The following is a 19835-nucleotide window of genomic DNA, read 5'->3' on the forward strand; positions in this document are numbered from 1 at the left end:
ACCTCGGTAATTACTGGGCGGCCGCGCTCGAATTCTGCCAGCTTACCCCCGGCAACGCTGCCGTACCTTCCAGTGCCACGGCCTGCAGGCTCGCGGGGGAAAGGCCAAGTGCGCTGAGTAGGGTGGGGGCAACCTGCGTCGTCGAGACGGGAAATACAACCTGACGATTCGTGGCTTTCAAGCGTGGGTTAGAGACAAGTAACCCGACATGTGTGTCATCTTCGTGAAAACCGCCATGTTCGACGAGTTTTCCCGCATTCGGTTTCGCATAGATGACACCTTCGCCCGACAAGATCACGATATCGGGGGAGCGGTTATCGGTCAGCGCAGAGGGGAATTGCAGAGCGAGTCGGGTGCCGCTCAGGACGTCGGTAATGCCGAGTTGGGCTGCATGCGCCTTGAGTGCTGCTGCGACGACGGCGGTCTTGGAAGGGTCGCGTAGCCACACCAACGCGCCGTGGTCGACCGCAAGTTGAGCCGTGCTACCGGGTGCGGCTGCCTCGATCGTTTGTTTCAGGGCGGCCGTATCGATCTTTTTGAGCAGTGTCCGGTCGATCGGGCCATTACCGTGCTTGGCGGTAACGATGATCAGCGTGTCGTCGGCCAGGCCGGTTTTCGACAACTCGGCGACGAACCCACCGAGCAGTTCGTCACAGTGGGCAAGCGCCGCATCGACGCCGGGCGTCGCTACGCCCTCGGCGTTGCGGTAGCCGCTGAGCTTTTGCGCAACATTGAGCGCCTGCATATTCAAGCCGAATATATTCGGCACCGGCGCGGACATGTGGCCGTCGTGAGTCCGCCCGTCGATCTGGTTCACGACGGCACGTGCCTTGAACGCATCGTACGCTTCGGTACTTTCCACGGAACCCGTGATCTCCTCGCCGCGGCTACCGTTCGAGCCTTCGAAGTTCGCGCCGATCTCGGGCACGAAGAGATCGTCAACCCCCTTGCCGGACGGGCCGTTGACGATTTCATAGGTCGGATGCTTGTCGGCCCACGCGGTATATCCACCGGCTTGCCGGATCACTTCGAAGACGGTATTGACGCGCAGGTAGCTGTGCGGCAGGACCGGTGTACATCCTCGTTGCGGGTCCAGCGGTAGTTTGGCCGGGTCGATGCTTACGTCTTTGCTCGATTTATCCACCAAGTCCACGCCCTCGTTGTAGACCACCTTGGTGCCCACTTTGCTGCAATCGGAACCGGCCGCAGAAAGCGCACGATCGTAAGTCTCGTCGTAATAGACGCCGGTCACCGCGGGTGTTCCGCCGGTCACGAGGGCGAGCAGCCCAGGGAACGAATCGGCGGGCGAAACGGTGTGTGCGTTACTGTAATTGATACCCTGCTGTGCAAGGTGCGCCAGTGTGCTGTCGGGGTGCCCGGCAATGAAACGGGCGAGATCGATGGCGTGCAGACCGTCGATGCTCACCAGCAGGACATGATGAACCGGCGCGCCGGCAGGCAGGGACGTGGCGGCGTACGACGAAGCGATACCGGTGGACAGTTGCAAAAAAGCAGCCGCGCAGCTTACGAGATGGCGTTTGTTGAATAAGGTTTTCATTCGTTGTCGTTGTTCAAGGTAAAAGTGACCCACACGAGCTCGGAGAGCGTCTTCCCGGCAAATGCCGGTGCGGGTTTGGGCATGACGGCGTCGCGTACGGCGGCCAGCGCAGCCCTGTCGAGCGCGGCACTGCCGCTCGTCTGGACGACGGTTTCATCTGATGGCCGCCCATCGCGGTACTTGAAAGCGACCCGGGTGCGTCCTGAGATGCCGGCCATGCGCGCCGAGTCGGGATAGCGCAGAGCGGTTTGAATCGCAGTGCGCAGGGCGTTATCGAACGTCGCGTCGGGTGCGCTGGGTAAAGATACGGGTGGCGTAGGCAAGCTCGGGGGCGCCACGGGTGGGGCAGGTGGCGGTGCGCTTGGAGCCATGCTGGGCGCCGCAATAGGCAACGGCGCGGGCGTCACGGGTGTGGGCACCTGATGCTGAGGTTCGACACGCTTGAGCGGAGTAATCTGGCGATGCGGTTGAGGTCGAGGCTCGGGTTGGGGTAGAGGTTTCAGCACCGGCGGCGTAATCGGCTTGCTCACGGCCGCTTCCTGCGGCGGTGCCATAAGAAGCGTCAACGCAGTAGCCGGCTTGATCGGCGGACGATGTGCGATCAACAGCCAAAGCACGATCCCCAAAGCGCCAAGTTCGACTACCACTGCAATCGCCGCTGCGCCGAACAGACGCGAAGAATCCGAGCCTCGCGTCAGCAAAAACGGAGTTGCCATATCACTGTCCCGCCGGCTGCGCGGCCAATGCGATTTGCGTCACGCCGGCTGCGTGGCAGGCATCCATGACCGTCACGAGTTTTTGCAATTGAGCGTCTTTGGCGCCGGCGATGGTCACGAAGGTCTTGGCCGGATCAGCCTGCTTTGCCAGCAGGGCGGTCAATTGAGCAGGATTCAACGTGTTGCCATCGACCGAGACGCTGCCGTCCGCGGCCAGTGTCACCAGTACTTTGGGCGGTGGCAGTTGCTGCGTGTTGGCGCTATTGGGAAGCTGCGTGCGCAGGCCCGCATTGGGAATCATGTGCAGCGTGACCATGATGAAGAACACCAGCATGAAGAACATGATGTCTATCATCGGGATGATCTCGATGCGTGCCTTGCGCGGCTCGAAATATTTCATCATGCTCAGGATCCTTGCTGCGCGAGCTGGGCGCTTATTGCACGAGCGCTGCGCACCTCCTTGAGATGCTCGAGCGGTGCATGCACCGCCAGGCGGTTGACCAGCATCACCTTCGAGGTTTCGAGCTGATGGACGATGCCGCGTACCCGGTTGTGCAGCCCGTTGAAGAACACCAGTCCGATCATTGCGACGAAAAGACCCGACGCCGTCGCCAGCAAGGCTTCGGCAACGCCACCGGTCACCTGCGTCGGTGCGTTGCCGGGGTCGGACAAGACCTGGAACGCATTGAACATGCCGATGATGGTGCCCAGCAAACCGAGTAGCGGGGCCAAGGTCACGATCGTGTCGAGTACCCACAGCAAACGGTCGATGCGGGGCGCCTCCAGCATGATGGCTTCGTCAAGGTGCGCGGCGAGTTTTTCGCTTGAGCTGGCGGCGTGAAAACGCGCTGCCGCTTGCAATACGCTCGCGACCGGCTGGTCCGCATATCTGGCGGCAACCGCGTCAAGCGTGCGAGCGTCGAGGCTATCGAGTCGATTGATCTCGAGGAGCGCCTGCCGGCTGGAGCGCGCCGCACGATGCAGATACCAGTAACGTTCGACAATGATCGTCAAGGCGACGAAGAGCATGGCCAGCAACGCGTACAGCACGCCACCGGATGAGCTTGCGAGGTGGAGCAGGTTGTCGATGGACATGGTTCAGTGGTTAGAAATCGGTTGATAAGGTGACGGTGAAGGCACGGCCGGGAACCGTCCAGTACAGCGGTGTGTTGTCGGCCGCGGTAAAGCCTGCGAGCGCATCGATGCTGGTCCGATTGAACAGGTTGTAGACCTGGAAGCCGACTCGGGTATTGCGCATCCACGTCGTCGGTTGCTTGAACGTATAAGCCGCAGCGAAATTCGTGACCGCAAAGCCGCCTATGGGCTGGGTATTGCCGGTGTCGCCAAACTCATGGCCAACGAACTTCATGATCAGCGAGCTATAAAGCGGGCCACGTTCATAGATAACGCCGGCGGCGGCAGTTTTGTTCGGCGCATTCGGCAGCCAATCGTCGGTGCCTTTTTGCTTGGCATCGTTGAACGTCAGGTTGCCGTACAGGCTGAAGCCTTGACCCAGGTAATAGGTTGCCTCGGTCTCGATGCCCTTGTAGATCGCACCGCCCGCGTTGAAGAATTCGGTTTGCCCGCCTACCGTCCGACTTTCGACAGCGTTGATGAAATTGATGTAGTAGATGTCGGCCGAGGCGGTCAAGCGATCGGATTTGTACGTCGTACCGATTTGATAGTTGTCGGTTTCTTCCGGATCGGGCTGGCCGGACACTGTCGGGTCCGGAACAAAAAACACGTTCAGGTTCGGCGCCAGGTAGCCTTTCGCGTATTGCGCATAGGCGCTCCAATTGCTATTGATGCGCTCATGCAATGCCAACGAAGGCAGCAGTTTGCTGAAGGTGTGTCCGAAAACGAGCGGCTCGCCGGTACCCTGGTTGACGTCGGCATTGATATCGCGCTTGAATGAAACGTACTTCAGGCCGGAATCGAGCGACAAGTTGAAAGGCAGTTTCCATTCATATTCGACGAACGGCTGCAAGGTCAGCAAGGTGTCGTTCTGCGCACGGTCCGTGGCACTTGCCTGCGTGCCGTTGAGCACACCGCCCAGCGTGTCGTCGATCTCGAGCAGGGAGCGCGTGTTGACCTGATGGTCGACCCAGGCGCCGAGCGTCAAAGTGCCGGGGCCGACTTCGCGAGAGGCTTTGAAGATATCGCCAACCGAGCGGTAGTCGTTCAACAGGTGCTGGCCCGGTACGTTATTGGCACCGAAAACCGTGCCGTTCGGTGTCTCCCCGTTGGGATCTTCGCCGTTGAAACCGCTGTGATAGTACGCATACGTGTAAAGCTTGTTGTCGATATGCCAGCTTGAAACGCGTGTTTGCACGCCGAGATACTCGAAGTCGGTATGGATATCGTCGGTGTTGTAGCCAGAAAAAGCCTGGCTCGTGGGGTCGTTATTCAAACCGAAATCCGGGCCGAACTGGGCGATCTGCGCTTTGGTCGCACCCACGGAAACATTCTGGTGGACGTGATTGTAGGTGGCGACAAAGGTCACCAGCGTGTCGTCGCCAATCGGTTTTTCCAGCTTCACGAAATAGTTTTGACGCTGCTGATTCGCATCGGTCAAATAGCCGTCGCTGGTGGTCTGGCTGTACGAAAACATGGCGCGCGCGTCGCCGAGTTGCGGCAACACGCCGGTGTTGTAAGTCGCACCAGCGACCAGGGTATTCCAACTGCCGTACGAGATCGATGGCGTAAACGTGGCGACCGTGGAAGGGTCTTTGGATTGAATCGAGATCGTGCCGCCGAAGGTCGCGTCGCCTACCGTGCGCGCGTCGCCGGGACCGCGATCCACGGTCACGCTTCCGATGTTCTGCGACGTAAAGTACGAAGTCGAATGGTGGGTAAAGTCGTTCGAATCGCCCCAAGGCACACCGTCGAACGTCACGTTATATTGACCGTCGGTGAAGCCGCGAATCGACAGGCCTTGCGACTCCATTAGCCCGGGTCCATTGGGGTCGATGTCCGACACACTCGGCGATATCTGGATGATGTCGCTATAGTTGGCGGTCGGAGCCGCATTGTTTTCGATGTAATGCTGACTAATGATCGATTGCGGTTGCGTCGCGATCAATGAGCCTTGCGTGGGCGCCTGGTAGGCCGCAGACGCCTGCTTGGCAGGCGTGCCATCGTTAGTGCTCGTGGTGGTAGCGCTGCTTTGAACCGACCCTAGATCGGTGGTGCTCTGTGCATGAGCGTTGTTCAGAGCGGTTGCCGAGAGGGTAGCGAGTATTAGGGTAGTCAGCCGCTTCCTGCGAGTTAACGGGTGCCTGCGAGACATTATTGATTCCTTCAAGATCAGGTAGACGATTCGACGCTGTGCGGTGTTCTGCAAGCTCGACCGGATCTTAAAGGGTGCTTGTTTAGTTGACGTGACGCGAAACTTACGAAGTTAAACGGCGTGTCTGACAACTACAGTGAGCGCTATCATTGACGGTAGCGGCTAGGCTGGTGCGGGTTGGGACGGAAGTGCCTGTTGCGACCCCAGCCCTTGCCAACTGCCTCCTAGTGCCTTGATCAGTTGTACGCTTGCGTCCATGCGTCGGCGCATCAGATCGACCTCGATGCGCTCATTGGAGAGTGCGGTGCTTTGCGCCGTTACCACGTCGAGATAGCCGACACTGCCAATCCGATATTGATTCAGCTCCAAGCTCAAGGCTTGTTCTGCAGATTTCACCGCCTCGTCTTGCTTGGCCGCTTCCTGTTGCAGGATGCGCAGCGCGGCGAGGTTGTCCTCCACTTCCTGGAAGGCACTCAAGACCGTTTGCTTGTAGTCGGCGACGTTCTCGGCGAATTGCGCTTGGGCGCCATGCAGCGTTGCACGTCGCGCTCCACCATCGAAAAGCGGCGCGATCAGCGCGGGTGCAATGGTCCACATGCGCGAGGGCGCGCTCAACAAGCTCGACAGCGCCGAGCTTTCCGCGCCACCACTGACCGCCAGGAGCAGGTCAGGGTAGAAGGCCGCCTGGGCCACGCCGATTTGTGCGTTGGCCGCTGCCATGTGACGCTCGGCCGCGGCCACATCGGGACGACGCTCCAACAACTGAGTAGGAATCCCAAGCGGAATGTCGGGCGGTGTGAAATCGGCTTGCGCGCTGGGCAGCGAAAATAAGGAAGCCGGTTGCCCGATCAATGTGGCTACCGCATGTTCATAACGCGCGCGCATCACGCCCAGATCGAGTTCCTGGGCCTGAGTCGCTTCGAGTTGAGTTTGGGCCTGAGCCACATCCGATTGCGAGGCGATACCGGCGTTGAAACGATTGGTAGTCAATTGCACGGTCTGCTCGAATGCCGCGGTGGTATCGGCCAACAATTTCGCCGAGGCATCCACGCCGCGCAAATTGAAGTAATCCACCGCCAGCTCCGCATGCATGCTTAGCCGCACCCCTTCGAGATCGGCGGCGCTGGCTTGCTCGTTGGCACGGGCGGCGTCTACTGTGTGCCGTATCTTGCCCCACAGATCCGGCTCCCACGAAACGTCGAGCGCGGTGGCGTAATCGGAAATCGTGTTGCCGGACTTGGCTGAGTCGATCACGTTGCGCGAGTAGTGTGTGCGGCTGGTGGCCGCCCCAACGTCGACGCTCGGGGAAAACCCCGCGTGCGCAAAGTCGATGCCTGAGCGAGCTTGGTCAAGCACGGCAATGGCTTTCTGCACATTCTGGTTGGACACATTGACCTGATCTTCCAGGTGATCCAGTTGAGGGTCGCCGAAGATCTTCCACCATGGTCCGCGCAGTGCGTTGTCGTCGGGTTGCGCTTGGGTCCAACCGGCGGCCGGTGCAGCGGTTTGAGTATGGGTTCCCTGGGCGGCTTCCCCGCTTGCCGGGCGCATTTGCTCTCGCGTTTGCTCCTTATACTGTGCCGGAACGGTGACTTGCGGGCGGACATAAGTCGGACCGACCATGCAGCCGCCGAGCAAAAGCGCGGCGGTACACACGCCCACTAGCGGGGCGAGTTTGACGGTATATTTTTTCATGACGCCGCACTCGTATCGACGCGCACCGATTCGCCCTGCGCAATCGAATCGCTGGGGTTGAGTATCACGCTATCGTTCGGACTCAAGCCGGTCAGCACTTCGATGCGGGTGCCGAAGTCGCGCCCCAGTGTGAGGGTTTTCAACGCCACCTTGCCCTGCGCATCGACGGTTGCCACCTGCACGCCCTGCGGTCGATAGAGCAAGGTATTGACGGGCAGCGAGTAACCGGGATGTGCAGTGGGCAGTGCCATGTGGATCTGTCCGTAGGAGCCAGGTAGCATGGTCGAGCCGGGATTGGGAATGTCCACCTCGACGCGCAAGGTGCGGGTCACTGCGTTGATCGTCCCGGTGTTGCGCGCGATCGTGCCAGGGAAGGTGCGTCCCGGGAATTGGGGCAGCGTGAGGTAAGCGGCGATACCGTCGACGCTGGTGGCGGAATCATCTTGCGGGACGTCCACGTAGACCCGCAGCGTGCTCGTCGTTGCGATATCGAACAACTCTTTGACAGGCCCCGCGGCACTACCGGCTTGAATCAACGCCCCGACATCGGTGTTGCGTGCCGTAATGATGCCGTCGAACGGCGCGCCAACTTTCTCGTAGGATTGCAGTTGCGCGAGGCGGCCCACGTTGGCCTGCGTCGAGGCCAACAGCGCTTGCTTGGCCTGCGCATCGCTGACCTTTATATCGGTTTCCTGGCGTGACACCGAGTTGGTTTGCAGTAGTTGCTGCCAGCGTTGTGCCGTAACCTGCGCCAACTGCGAGTTGGCCAGCGCCTGTTGTTCGTCGGCACGCGCCTGGCGCAATTGGTCGTCGACCTCGGGCGCGTCGATGACGGCGAGCAATTGCCCAGCTTTCACATGGGTACCGATATCGGCGGACCAGCTTTTCAAATAGCCGTCAGTGCGCGCAAAAATCGGAGTTTGCCGCTCGGCTTCGATATCGGCCGGCAACACCAGTTCCTGAGTCGCGGCTGCAGGGCTGGGCTTGGTCACTTGCACGGTGGGCACGGCAAGCGCGGCGGTCTGGCGCGCAAGCGCCGCTTGCGCATCGAGGCGTGGCCAGATTCCTGCGCATAGCGCCAGACCGAGCCCGGTAGCGGCCAGCACGATGAGTCCGCTACGCCGGGGCGCGGCCCGGTGAAGTGCATCCGGAAGTGCATCCCTTTCAGACGCAAACTTGGGAAATTGTCTAGACATGAACGGCTCCAATCAACGCAAAATGTCGGTATCGAATTGCAGCGCGGTGAGCGGACGCCGTTTGGCCAGCCAGCTGTGAACCACGGAGAACACGACGGGTACGAAGATCAAGGTGGCTGTGGTGCCGAACAGCAAACCGCCGATCACGGCGCGGCCCAAGGGCGCGTTTTGTTCGCCGCCATCGCCCATGCCGATCGCCATCGGCACCATACCGATGATCATCGCGAGCGCGGTCATCAGCACCGGCCGGAAGCGACTCGTCCCGGCCGCCAATGCCGCCTGAATCGGCGTGAGGCCATGCGCGAGTTTTTCGCGCGCGAAGCTCACCACGAGTATGCTGTTTGCCGTCGCCACGCCGATGCACATCATCGCCCCGGTCAGCGCCGGCACGCTTACCGTCGTGTGTGTGACGAACAGCATCCAGAGAATGCCGGTCATGGCGCCGGGCAGCCCCGTGATGATGATCAACGGGTCGACCCACGACTGGAAATTCACCACCATCAGCAAATACACCAGCAGCACCGCGAACGAGATCCCGGTGGCCAGTCCCGCGAACGACGCTTGCATGGTCTGCACCTGCCCGCGAATCACCACTTGCGCGCCGCGCGGCAGATCTTGCCTGGCGGAGTCGACGATGCGGTTGACGTCGTCGGCAACGCCACCGAGGTCGCGGCCTTGCACCGACCCATAGATGTCGATTACCGGTTGCACGTTGTAATGCGTCACGACCGCCTGCTGGCTGGTTCGATGGAATGTGCCGAGCGAGCCCAGCACGCCCTCGATGTGCCCTGCATTGCTGCCCATGCCGCCCGTGAACGGCGTGGCGTTCGTGGCCAAAGGGATGTTGGCCAGCGCCTGCAGCGAATTCACATCGTATTGCGGCACCTCGGTCATCACCGGATAGCTCACGCCGTTTTGCGGGCTGAGCCAAAAGTTGGGGGATGTTTGCGAGCTGCCGGACAGCGCGATCAGCAGGCTGCGCGCGACATCCTGTTGCTGCAGGCCGGCCTGCAATGCCTTGGTGCGATCCACGTCCACGTCAATCTCGGGCAGGTCCGCCGGTTGTTGAATGCGCAGATCGACCAGCCCCTGGACTTTGTGCAAGCGTGACAGCAAGGTGTCGGCGAAGGCCCGGTTCTGGTCCAGGTTGTTGCCGATCACCTGGATATCGATGGGTGCAGGCAGGCCAAAATTCAGGATCTGGCTGACCATGTCGGCCGGCAGGAACGAGAACGTCACGTCGGGAAATTGTTGTCCGAGCTTCTCGCGCAGTTGGCTCACGTATTGCGCGGTCGGATGATGATGCGCGTTGAGCGTGATCAGGATGTCGGCATCCGCGCTACCGATCGGCGCCGAGCTGCTGTACGACAAATTGATGCCGCTGGTGGGCAAGCCTATGTTGTCGACGATGGTCTGCAGCTCGTTGGCCGGTATCATGGAGCGTATGCGGGTTTCGACCCGATCGGCAATCACCGCGGTTTGCTCGATCCGGGTGCCGGTTTTGGCGCGCATGTGCAGTTTGATCTGGCCGGAGTCGATCTGCGGGAAAAAATCGCGTCCCAGGAACGGGACCAATGCGAGCGAAGCAACACAGAACACCAGGAACCCGACGATAAATGCACGCGAATGTTGCAGCGTGCCTTCGAGCACGGCCTGATACCGCACGCGCAATGCCTCGAACCGGGATTCGAAACGCTTCTGGAATCGTTCGAAGCGATTGGGCTTGCGCTCACCCCCTGCGATACCCGCGCCGGTCGCGTCACTCGCGTCGATCGCGCCGGTCGATTGGGCACCGCGCAGCAAATACATGGCCAGGGTCGGGATCAGGGTGCGCGACAGGAAATACGACGACAGCATCGCAAACACGATCGCTTCGGCAAGCGGCGTGAAAAGGTAATGAGCAACGCCGGGAAGCAGCAGCATCGGTACGAACACGATGCATATGGACAAGGTCGAGACCAGCGTAGGAATCGCGATTTCGCCCGACCCATTGAGTATCGCCTGCAACAAGGGCTGACCCTGTTCGATATGGTGAGTGATGTTTTCGATCGCGACGGTGGCGTCGTCGACCAGAATACCCACTGCCAGCGCGAGGCCGCCCAGCGTCATGATGTTGATAGTCTGGCCGAGCAAGGAGAGCATGATCAGCGACGAGACCATCGCCAGCGGGATCGAGATGGCGATAATCAACGTGGCTCGCCAACTGCCCAGGAACACCAGGATCATCGCGGCTGTGAGGCCCGCTGCGATCAAGCCTTCGCGGACCACACCCTGCACGGCGGATTTGACGAACACCGATTGATCGGTGACCGTTTCGATATCAAGCGCGCGTGGCATCTGTGCACGGATGTGCGGCAGCATCTGCTTGATCTGGGCGATCACGTCGAGCGTGGAGACGTTGCCGCTCTTTTCGACTTCGAGCAGGGCCGCCCGCTGTCCGTCATGGCGCACGATGTTGGTCTGGGGCGCATATCCGTCGCGCACGTTGGCGACGTCGTGAACGTAAGTCACGGTCCCGTTGGCGTCGGTCCGGATCGGCAGGTTGTTGAGTTCGGCGACCGATTTGGCGCCGCCGTTCATGTTCACGTTGTATTCGAACGTGCCGATCTTCGCCGTACCGCCAGGCAATATCAGGTTTTGGGCATTCACCGCATTGACCACGTCAGTCGGTGTCAGCCCATGAGCCTGCAATGCCTGCGGGTTGATATCGACCACGATCTCGCGCACCTTGCCGCCATAGGGGATAGGCACCGCCGCGCCTTGCACGGTTGCCAATTGGGTGCGGATGAAGTTATTGCCCAGGTCGTAAAGCGTCTGTTCGGGCAAGGTCTTGCTCGACAAGGCAAGCTCCATGATCGGCACCGTGGACGCGTTGTAGGTCAGCACCAGCGGTGGCAACGTGCCCGGCGGCAATACGCGCAACAAGCTTTGTGCGCTGCTCGACGCCTCGGCCAATGCGCGCGTGATATCGGCGCCGGGATGGAAAAAGATCTTGATGACGGCCACGCCGTTGAGCGACTGCGACTCGACGTGTTCGATGTCGCCCACGTCCGAGGTCAAGGCCCGCTCATAGGGGGCAACGATCCGATGCGAAATGTCTTCCGCCGACATGCCGTTATAGGTCCAGACGACACTCAGCACGGGAATGTCGATGTTGGGAAAAATATCGACGGGTGTGCGCAGTATCATCAGCGGCCCAACGATCAGCAACAGCAAGGCCAACACGATAAAGGTATAAGGGCGGCGCAAAGCGACTTTTACGATCCACATGGTGCGGGTTCCTTATTCATCGGCCTGGACAAAAAACGGCGGGGCTGCAACGGGCGCATCGTGCAGTTAGCGGGCAGTCTAGCGAGCGGAGTCGCGCGCCGAGGTGTCAAGAGGATTACGAATTTGTAATCATCACAGTGGAGCGATGCAGGTATCATTTATCGAACCGAAGCTGCGGCAACAAAGGAGAAAGCCGATGCGTGTCCTGATCGTCGAAGATGAACTGAAGACAGGTGAATACCTGAAGAAAGGCCTGGAAGAGTCGGGCTTTTCCGTCGAACTCGCGCGCGACGGCGTGGACGGTCTGCACCTGGCGCTGGAGGATGACTACGATCTGGTTGTGCTCGACGTGATGATGCCGCGCAAAGACGGCTGGGCTATGCTAAAGGACTTGCGGGCACGCAAGTCCACACCGGTGCTTTTTTTGAGCGCGCGCGACGATGTCGAGGATCGGGTTCGGGGCTTGGAATTGGGCGCCGACGATTACCTGGTCAAGCCGTTTGCGTTTGTCGAGTTGCTGGCCCGGGTGCGCACACTGGTGCGGCGCGGTCCGCCTCGCGAAGCGGAGCTGACGGTAGTCGGCGATTTGGAAATCGACTCGATCCGGCGCCGCGTCAAACGTGCAGGCGTGCGCATCGAACTGACCCCGCGCGAGTTCTCGTTGTTGCAGTTGCTGGCGCGTCGGCGCGGCGAGGTAATGAGCCGTACCCAAATTGCGTCATATGTGTGGGACATGAATTTCGACAGCGACACCAACGTCGTGGAGGTGGCCGTGCGACGCTTGCGCGCCAAGATCGACGACGCGTTTCCCGACAAGCTGATCCATACCGTGCGAGGCGTGGGTTACATGCTCGATACGGAACAGCCCGATGTCTAGCCCAACGCCTGACAGCAGTACCATGAGCAGCCCAATCGGCAGCGGTTCCTTGACCCGCAAGCTGGCGGCTACCTTCGCGATCATCTCGCTGCTCGTTTTCGGCGCCAGCGCCTATGTGTTGTATCACGCGCTCGCGCATCGCATCGCCGCGCAGGACGACCTGGACATCGTGCTCGCGGCGCGACATTTCCGACGCCTATCCGCCGACATCGTTGCGCCCAAGGAGATCGCCGAGCATGAGGAACGGCTCGAGAGCCTGGTACTCGGTAACACTGCGTTCGCAATGAGCGTGCAGGATCTGGAAGGGCACACGCTGCTCGAACGTAATCCCGACCATCTTGAGTTGACGGTCGGCGTGCCTGTGCGGCCAACCGCACGGATTACCGAAGCCGACGTGCGGCAATGGCAGGGCTCGCGCGGAGAAACCCTGCGCGGCGTATCGACTGGCGCGACGCTAGTGGACGGCAACACGGTCAACTTCGTAGTCGCGCGCGATATGACCGATCGCGCGAGGCTGCTGGCCCAATACCGCACCACCATTTATGCAACCGGGGTGGGAGGCGCGCTGATTGCCTTCTTGCTCAGCTACGCGCTGGTGCGTACTTCCTTGCGGCCGGTGCGCGAGATCGCGCGTAGCGCGGCGCAGATTACCGTCGACCGTCTCGACACACGCATTGCCTTGGCAAGCGTGCCCAGCGAACTCGTGCCCATGGTGCAATCGTTCAACGCGATGCTGGAGCGGCTGCAAAACAGCATCGCACGCCTTTCGCAATTTACTGCCGATCTGGCGCATGATCTGCGCACGCCGGTGAGCAATATGCGTGGCGCCAGCGAAGTGGCGCTGGCGCGAACGCGCTCGCCCGAAGAATACCAAGCGCTGTTGGCCTCCAATCTGGAAGAGTGCGAGCGCGTCTCGCGGATGATCGAGAATGTCCTGTTTTTGGCGCGGGCCGAGCATCCCGGCTTCGTTACGGGAGCCGGGCAATTCGATGTGCGGGCAGAGTTGGCCAAGATCGCGGAGTATTTCGAAGGCATTGCCGACGACGCGAGCGTCGTCGTTCAGGTGCGGGCACAGGGGAATTGGGTCGCGGACCTCGAGTTGTTCCGCCGGGCGATCAGCAATCTGTTAGCGAATGCCTTGCGCTACACGCCGGCTGGCAGCGTGATCGACATCTGCGCCGAGGTGCGCGACGATGTCATGCGCGTCACCGTCGCTAATCCGGGTGAGCCGATCGACGCACAACATCTGGATAAGCTGTTCGATCGTTTTTACCGGGTCGATTCGTCACGGGGCAATTCGTCGGGCTCGACCGGACTAGGTCTGGCCATCGTGCGCAGCATCATGGAACGTCACGGGGGCAGGGCCTTAGTGCAAAGCGATGCGACCTCTACCCGGTTTCATTTGGATTTCCCACGGCGCTAGTGCTGTATGGGCATACCCGCGTGGTCACTCGTGATCGCCCATGATCGTCCGCCGCCGTTAGAAAGTTTCTTTCAGGCCGAAGCGCATCGCCAGTTGATTCGGCGTACTGGAGGCGCTGATCGTGGTGAGGTTGGCCACCGCCGCCTGTCCGGTCGAATCCGTCCCCGTTGCGTGTTGCCATGCGCCCACGAGATAAAGGCTGGTGCGCTTGGAGAGGAAATATTCGCTCCCTAACGTGACCTGTCCGTACTTTGCTGCTTCTGCGTGGGTGTACGCGACCGAAATCCCTACGAGGACGGGCACTGAAATATGGCGCGAGTAAGTGGCCTCGATGCTGGTAATGGATGGGCTGGCGCCGCCGTTGGGTGTGCTCGCGGTCTTGATCACATTGTTGAATTGCGTGGTGGTCATATTGGCACTCAAGACCGATTCACCGAACGTGAAACTTCCGCCCACGCCATAGGCATCAAGGCTGGTCGCCGAGCTGTAGCCCTTGAAGATCGGATTTGTGACCGGGTTCACAAAGGACGTACCGGCTTGGGCCGCCGCCGCGCCGTCGAAATAGGTCACCGCCGGATCGTTAATATGGTGATAAGCGGCGCTGACCGAGATTGGACCCGAGGCGTAGCGTGCCGCCAGAGCCCACAGTTGGTCGGTGGCCAATGAACCCGCCGCACCGCCTACCCCATACAGGCCACCGAACGACACGCCGTTATATACAGGGCTCGCGTACTTGATGATGTTGTTCAACTTGTACGAGATGTAAATATCGTCCAGGTCCCCGGCGTGCGTCCCCATCGGTCCGGAGAATCGTACCGCCCCCGAATAGGCGCCCAGGTAGTCGCCCATCACGTCGTCCTGACGGCCCAGGGTGATCTTGCCCCAATGCGTGTCGAGCCCGACAAAAGCCAACCGGCCGAATTCGCGGCCGTTATACAAGTTCTGTCCGTTCTGGACGTTGAAGCCATTCTCCAGCCTGAAGACGGTGGACATGCCACCGCCCAGATCCTCCGTGCCTTGCAATCCCCAGCGGCTGCCTCCCTCGCCACCGCTCGAGGCCTGCACCGCGGCACCCCCCGACTGGTTATTCGAGTAGGTTATGCCGCCATCCACGATGCCATACAGCGTGACGCTGCTTTGCGCGTGTGCGTACCCGCTTGCTGCCGTGAACACGGCCGTAGTTGCGAGATATTTCACCAGATCAGAAATGGATGACACAAGTAGCCCCTCTGTAGGTCGACCCCGCATCGCTCGCCTTGATCCAGGAGCGTGTGCAAGAAGCCGGTTGATGGATGTCAGCCGAGAAAACCAGAGGAATGCTATATGTATATACATTTAAACTGCAACGAAAAATTAAAGCGAGGAGTTTTTTTCGGTGCGTGCCGGTTTAGGAGAAAATATCGGCTGTGTAGCCCGATTCATATGATATTTATCCGTAAATAAGGCCAATTTTCGCAGTTGTTTTGTGAGGTGCGGCAGATGGCAAGTATTTTCAAAATGTATAGACATACAATTTTGATCTGTTTAATATTTGTACCCAAGGTGCTCATGGCACCGCCGCCTTTCGGATCGTTCCGACCACCCCATACCCGTGAATCCGGAGTAGCGAATGACCCTCATCGATAGCCGCAAAGCCTGGACGACGGTGGCCCTGGTGTTCTTGTTCATGTTGATCAATTTCGCGGACAAGGCGGTCATCGGGTTATCAAGCGTGCCTATCATGAAAGAGCTGGGTTTAAGCCACGCGCAGTTCGGCACGCTCGGCAGCGGCTTCTTCCTGTTGTTTTCGATCTCGGGCATCGTCGTCGGTTTTGTGGCGAATCGAACCAGCACCAAGACCATCATGCTGATCATGGGTGTCGTATGGGCGCTGGCTTTGCTGCCAATGACGGGGGCGACCAGTTTTGCATTGCTGCTGGGCACGCGCGTCATTCTCGGCGCTGCGGAGGGGCCCGCTTTTCCGATTGCGCTGCACGCCGTCTATAAGTGGTTCGGAGACGAACGTCGGGCGGTCCCGACCAGCGTGGTCGCGTGCGGCGCTGCGTTTGGCGCGGGCGTAGTGGCGCCTTTAGTTACGTGGATCATCATTCACTACAGTTGGCATGCGGCGTTCGGCGCCCTGGGCGCGGTGGGGCTCGTGTGGGCCTGCGTATGGTTCTTCGTTGCCGAAGACGGGCCGCTCGATGCACCGTCTAAGACGCGCGATGCCGGGGCGCGCCAGATTCCTTATCGTGCGCTGCTGCTTTCGCGTACCGCCATCGGCGTATATATCGGCGGCTTCGCGGCATATTGGGTCATCGCGCTCAATATTGTCTGGCTAGCAAACTATCTGATCAAGGCTCTGCATATGGCACCCTCCGTTGCTGCCTGGGTGATCGTGCTGCCTTCCATCATGCAGATCGTGCTCGCGCCGTGCTGCGCGTTTCTCTCCCAACATTTGTCTCGACGCGGGTTTTCAAGCAGGGTTTCGCGCGGCATCCTCGGCTGCGCATGCGTGATGATCGCCGGCGTCTCGATGGCCAGCATGCCGTTCGTGGAGATGGGGGTGTTCAAGATTCTCTTGATCGGGCTCAGCTTCTCGATCGGTAGCGTTATCTTCACGTTGGGCTCGACCCTGATAGGCGAAATCTCGCCTGCCGCGCAACGCGGTGCATCACTGGGCGTAACGAATTCGATTCATACGATTGCAGGGCTTTTCGCGCCGATCGCCATGGGGCTGATCGTCGATGTCGGCAGTGATCCGCAGCATGGTTTCCAGACCGGGTATCTGTGCGCGGGCATTTTCGTCGCATTGCTGGGCATCGCTGCGGCGGTCTTGATCGATCCGGAATCCGACCTGAAGCGATTTCGCCGCGTCGATTTTTCCGGGTACGCAGGTATGACGGAAAAGCCCACACCCTGACCAGACAGCACAAACAGCCAACGAATCGGAAACACGCCGCGGGGCGGAACGAACACGCCGCGAGGCAAAAACAAACATGCAGCAAGCGGCACGAGCAACAGAAAAAACTCGTGCCGTCATTCATCGTTACGGGAGACTCATCAAAGTGCAACCCATTCACTTCACCTATTTAAATGGTCCGGATATCGAGCGTCTCGAACTGACCAATGACGAAATTCTCAGTGCCGTCGAACAAGGGCTCAAAGCGCAAGGCAACGGCGAGACCGTTATCGAGCCGCGCGTGCACCTGATCCCTGAGGACTCGTCGCTGGGCCACTTCAACGTGCTGCGAGGCGTTGTTCATCCGCTGGGGCTCGCGGGTGTCAAGGTGGTGGGCGACTTCGTCAATAACTACAAAGTGGGTTTGCCGTCCGAGCTTGCCTTGCTCAACCTGTTCGACCCGAAGACGGGTGTGCCCAAAGCCATACTCGACGCCACCTCGATTACCGACATGCGCACCGGCGCCATTACCGCGCTCGGCGGCAAGCATCTGGCACGCAAGAACAGCAAGATTCTCGGCCATATCGGCGCGCGCGGCACGTCGTACTGGAATGTGCGGCTGCTCAATCATATTTACGATTTCGACGAAATCCGCGTGCATTCGAAGCGGCCGGAAAGCCAGGCGGCGTTTGCCAAGCGTCTGTCCGACGACTTGGGCAAGCCGGTGCTGGCGGTCGATAGTTGGGAAGCCTGCGTGCGCGATGCCGATATCGTCGTCGAAGCGTCGCGGCTGCCCGAGCCGCAGCCGCTACTCAAGACCGAATGGATCAAACCGGGCGCGCTGGTGATGCCCTACGGGACGATGAGTGCGGTCGAACTGTCGCTCACCGACATCATGAGCAAGGTCGTGGTGGACGACTGGGGGCAGTGCCGCAAAGGGCTGCCATTCGGCGCATTGCGCCGCCACGTCGACCTCGACAAGATCACCGAAGAAAATCTGCACGCCGAACTGGGGCAGATCGTCGCCGGCAAAAAGGCCGGCCGCGAGAACGACCAGGAAACCATTTTGTTTTGGCATCGCGGCTTGAGCTTGAGCGACATTTCGCTGGGCCACGCCATGCTGGAGAAAGCCGCTGCGATGTCGTTGGGACAAACGCTGCGGTTTGCCTGAATCTACCTTGAAGGAAAACATCGCATGAACTCCGATCAATCGCGCGTCGTCAGGGCGCCGCGCGGCACGCAACTGACTTGCAAAAGCTGGCTCACGGAAGCCGCCTATAGAATGATCCAGAACAACCTGGACCCGGAAGTGGCCGAAAACCCGGACAAGCTGGTTGTCTATGGCGGTATCGGCCGCGCGGCGCGTAACTGGGCTTCGTTCGACAAGATCCTGAGCAGCCTCGTGGATCTCGAAGACGATGAAAGCCTGCTCGTGCAATCGGGCAAGCCGGTCGGTGTGTTCAAGACGCACAAGGATGCACCGCGCGTGCTGATCGCCAACTCGAACTTGGTACCGCGCTGGGCAACCTGGGAACACTTCAACGAACTCGATCAGAAGGGCCTGTTCATGTACGGCCAGATGACAGCCGGCAGCTGGATCTACATCGGCAGCCAGGGGATCGTCCAGGGTACGTATGAAACGTTCGTCGAGGCAGCCCGGCAGCATTTCGGCGGCGACTGGAAGGGCCGCTGGATACTCACGGCGGGCTTGGGCGGCATGGGTGGCGCTCAACCGCTGGCGGCGACGCTGGCAGGCGCGGTGTCGCTGAACATCGAGTGCGACCAGACACGCATCGACTTCAGGTTGCGCACGCGCTACCTCGACAAGCAGGCGAAGGACCTCGATCACGCAATCGAGCTGATCCGCGAGCATACGGCGCGTGGCGAAGCGATATCGATCGGCCTACTGGGGAACGCGGCGGACGTGGTGCCCGAGCTCGCGCGGCGCGCCAAACTCAGCGAGGCCGATGGCGGCATCAAGCCTGACCTCGTGACAGACCAAACCTCGTCGCACGATTTGATCAACGGTTACTTGCCCATCGGCTGGTCGCTCGAGCAATGGCGTGCGGCGGCGGCCGACCCGGCGGCGCACGCCGAGTTGAAGGCAGCGGCGCAACGCTCCTGCGCACAGCACGTGCGCGCAATGCTCGAGTTCCACGCGATGGGTATTCCGACGGTCGACTATGGCAACAATCTGCGTCAGGTTGCGCATGACGATGGCGTTGCCAACGCGTTCGATTTTCCCGGGTTCGTGCCGGCGTACATCCGGCCATTGTTCTGCGAAGGAAAGGGGCCGTTCCGCTGGGTCGCGCTATCGGGCGACCCCGAGGATATCTACAAGACAGACGCCAAGCTAAAAGAGCTGTTCCCGCACAACAAGTCGATGATCCGCTGGCTGGACATGGCGCGCGACCGGATCGCCTTCCAGGGCTTGCCGGCTCGCATTTGCTGGCTTGGGCTCGGTGAGCGCAACGTCGCCGGCCTCGCGTTTAACGAGATGGTCCGAACCGGAGAACTCAAGGCGCCGATCGTGATTGGCCGCGACCACCTCGATACCGGCTCGGTCGCAAGCCCGAACCGCGAAACCGAAAGCATGAAGGACGGTACCGATGCGGTGTCCGACTGGCCGCTGTTGAACGCCATGCTCAACACCGCAGGCGGCGCGACGTGGGTTAGTTTCCACCACGGCGGCGGCGTCGGGATGGGCTACTCGCAGCATGCAGGGATGGTGATTGTTGCCGACGGCAGCGATGCGGCCGAACAGCGTCTTGCACGCGTGTTGATCAACGACTGCGGCTCCGGCGTGATGCGTCACGCAGATGCCGGTTATGAGCAGGCGATCGAATGCGCAAAGCGGTTCGGTCTGAAACTGCCTTTCGTAACCTGCTGAGAAAACATGCCTGCGGTGACCTCGGTGAGCGCGATTTAGG

14 protein-coding genes are annotated in these 19835 nt (G+C 60.2%); 5 read left to right on the top strand and 9 right to left on the bottom strand.

Annotated features, from left to right (window positions below; translation table 11 throughout):
* Positions 1-10: 10 nt before the first annotated feature.
* From GSQ77_RS11930 to GSQ77_RS11965, 8 genes are all read right to left on the bottom strand, one after another.
* Entirely contained in the window at positions 11-1558 is a 1548-nt protein-coding gene (locus tag GSQ77_RS11930) for an alkaline phosphatase family protein (protein ID WP_158902216.1), read from the bottom strand.
* Positions 1555-2274, bottom strand: coding sequence for a TonB family protein (locus GSQ77_RS11935; RefSeq protein WP_158902218.1), 720 nt, complete (start codon positions 2272-2274; stop codon positions 1555-1557). The genes GSQ77_RS11930 and GSQ77_RS11935 overlap by 4 nt, the downstream gene beginning before the upstream one ends.
* Before the next feature lies 1 nt (position 2275).
* The gene (locus GSQ77_RS11940) at positions 2276-2677 is read right to left on the bottom strand and encodes a biopolymer transporter ExbD (protein WP_254067561.1); all 402 of its coding nucleotides are present in this window, start codon (positions 2675-2677) and stop codon (positions 2276-2278) included.
* A 2-nt stretch (positions 2678-2679) separates the two neighbouring features.
* Positions 2680-3369 (bottom strand): MotA/TolQ/ExbB proton channel family protein, encoded by a 690-nt coding sequence (locus GSQ77_RS11945; RefSeq protein ID WP_158902220.1) that lies wholly within the window; start codon positions 3367-3369, stop codon positions 2680-2682.
* A gap of 10 nt (positions 3370-3379) precedes the next feature.
* Positions 3380-5563 carry a TonB-dependent receptor gene (locus GSQ77_RS11950; RefSeq protein ID WP_158902222.1) on the bottom strand — a complete coding sequence of 728 codons (2184 nt, stop codon included), beginning with the start codon at positions 5561-5563 and terminating at the stop codon, positions 3380-3382.
* A 162-nt stretch (positions 5564-5725) separates the two neighbouring features.
* Entirely contained in the window at positions 5726-7258 is a 1533-nt protein-coding gene (locus tag GSQ77_RS11955; protein WP_158902224.1) for an efflux transporter outer membrane subunit, read from the bottom strand.
* Entirely contained in the window at positions 7255-8454 is a 1200-nt protein-coding gene (locus tag GSQ77_RS11960; RefSeq protein WP_158902226.1) for an efflux RND transporter periplasmic adaptor subunit, read from the bottom strand. The genes GSQ77_RS11955 and GSQ77_RS11960 overlap by 4 nt, the downstream gene beginning before the upstream one ends.
* A gap of 12 nt (positions 8455-8466) precedes the next feature.
* Positions 8467-11724 carry an efflux RND transporter permease subunit gene (locus GSQ77_RS11965; RefSeq protein ID WP_158902229.1) on the bottom strand — a complete coding sequence of 1086 codons (3258 nt, stop codon included), beginning with the start codon at positions 11722-11724 and terminating at the stop codon, positions 8467-8469.
* A gap of 196 nt (positions 11725-11920) precedes the next feature.
* Between GSQ77_RS11965 and GSQ77_RS11970 the strand changes: the two genes are divergently transcribed.
* Together GSQ77_RS11970 and GSQ77_RS11975 are read left to right on the top strand one after the other, a co-directional pair.
* On the top strand, positions 11921-12601 hold the full coding sequence (locus tag GSQ77_RS11970) for a heavy metal response regulator transcription factor (RefSeq protein ID WP_158902231.1): 681 nt from the start codon (positions 11921-11923) through the stop codon (positions 12599-12601).
* Positions 12602-12623: 22 nt separating this feature from the next.
* Positions 12624-14024 (top strand): heavy metal sensor histidine kinase, encoded by a 1401-nt coding sequence (locus GSQ77_RS11975; protein WP_254067562.1) that lies wholly within the window; start codon positions 12624-12626, stop codon positions 14022-14024.
* Positions 14025-14081: 57 nt separating this feature from the next.
* On the opposite strand, the gene GSQ77_RS11980 is transcribed toward GSQ77_RS11975, so the two are convergent.
* On the bottom strand, positions 14082-15242 hold the full coding sequence (locus GSQ77_RS11980; RefSeq protein WP_158902233.1) for a porin: 1161 nt from the start codon (positions 15240-15242) through the stop codon (positions 14082-14084).
* Between the two features lie 391 nt (positions 15243-15633).
* Between GSQ77_RS11980 and GSQ77_RS11985 the strand changes: the two genes are divergently transcribed.
* The 3 genes from GSQ77_RS11985 to hutU all read left to right on the top strand — a co-directional run bounded on the left by GSQ77_RS11985 (position 15634) and on the right by hutU (position 19795).
* Positions 15634-16926 carry an MFS transporter gene (locus tag GSQ77_RS11985; RefSeq protein WP_158902235.1) on the top strand — a complete coding sequence of 431 codons (1293 nt, stop codon included), beginning with the start codon at positions 15634-15636 and terminating at the stop codon, positions 16924-16926.
* Positions 16927-17071: 145 nt separating this feature from the next.
* On the top strand, positions 17072-18076 hold the full coding sequence (locus GSQ77_RS11990) for an ornithine cyclodeaminase family protein (protein ID WP_216854882.1): 1005 nt from the start codon (positions 17072-17074) through the stop codon (positions 18074-18076).
* Between the two features lie 24 nt (positions 18077-18100).
* Entirely contained in the window at positions 18101-19795 is a 1695-nt protein-coding gene (hutU, locus tag GSQ77_RS11995; protein WP_158902239.1) for a urocanate hydratase, read from the top strand.
* The last annotated feature ends 40 nt before the right edge of the window (positions 19796-19835 follow it).

The sequence above is a fragment of the Burkholderia sp. L27(2015) genome, from assembly GCF_009765705.1.
Lineage (GTDB): Bacteria > Pseudomonadota > Gammaproteobacteria > Burkholderiales > Burkholderiaceae > LMUX01.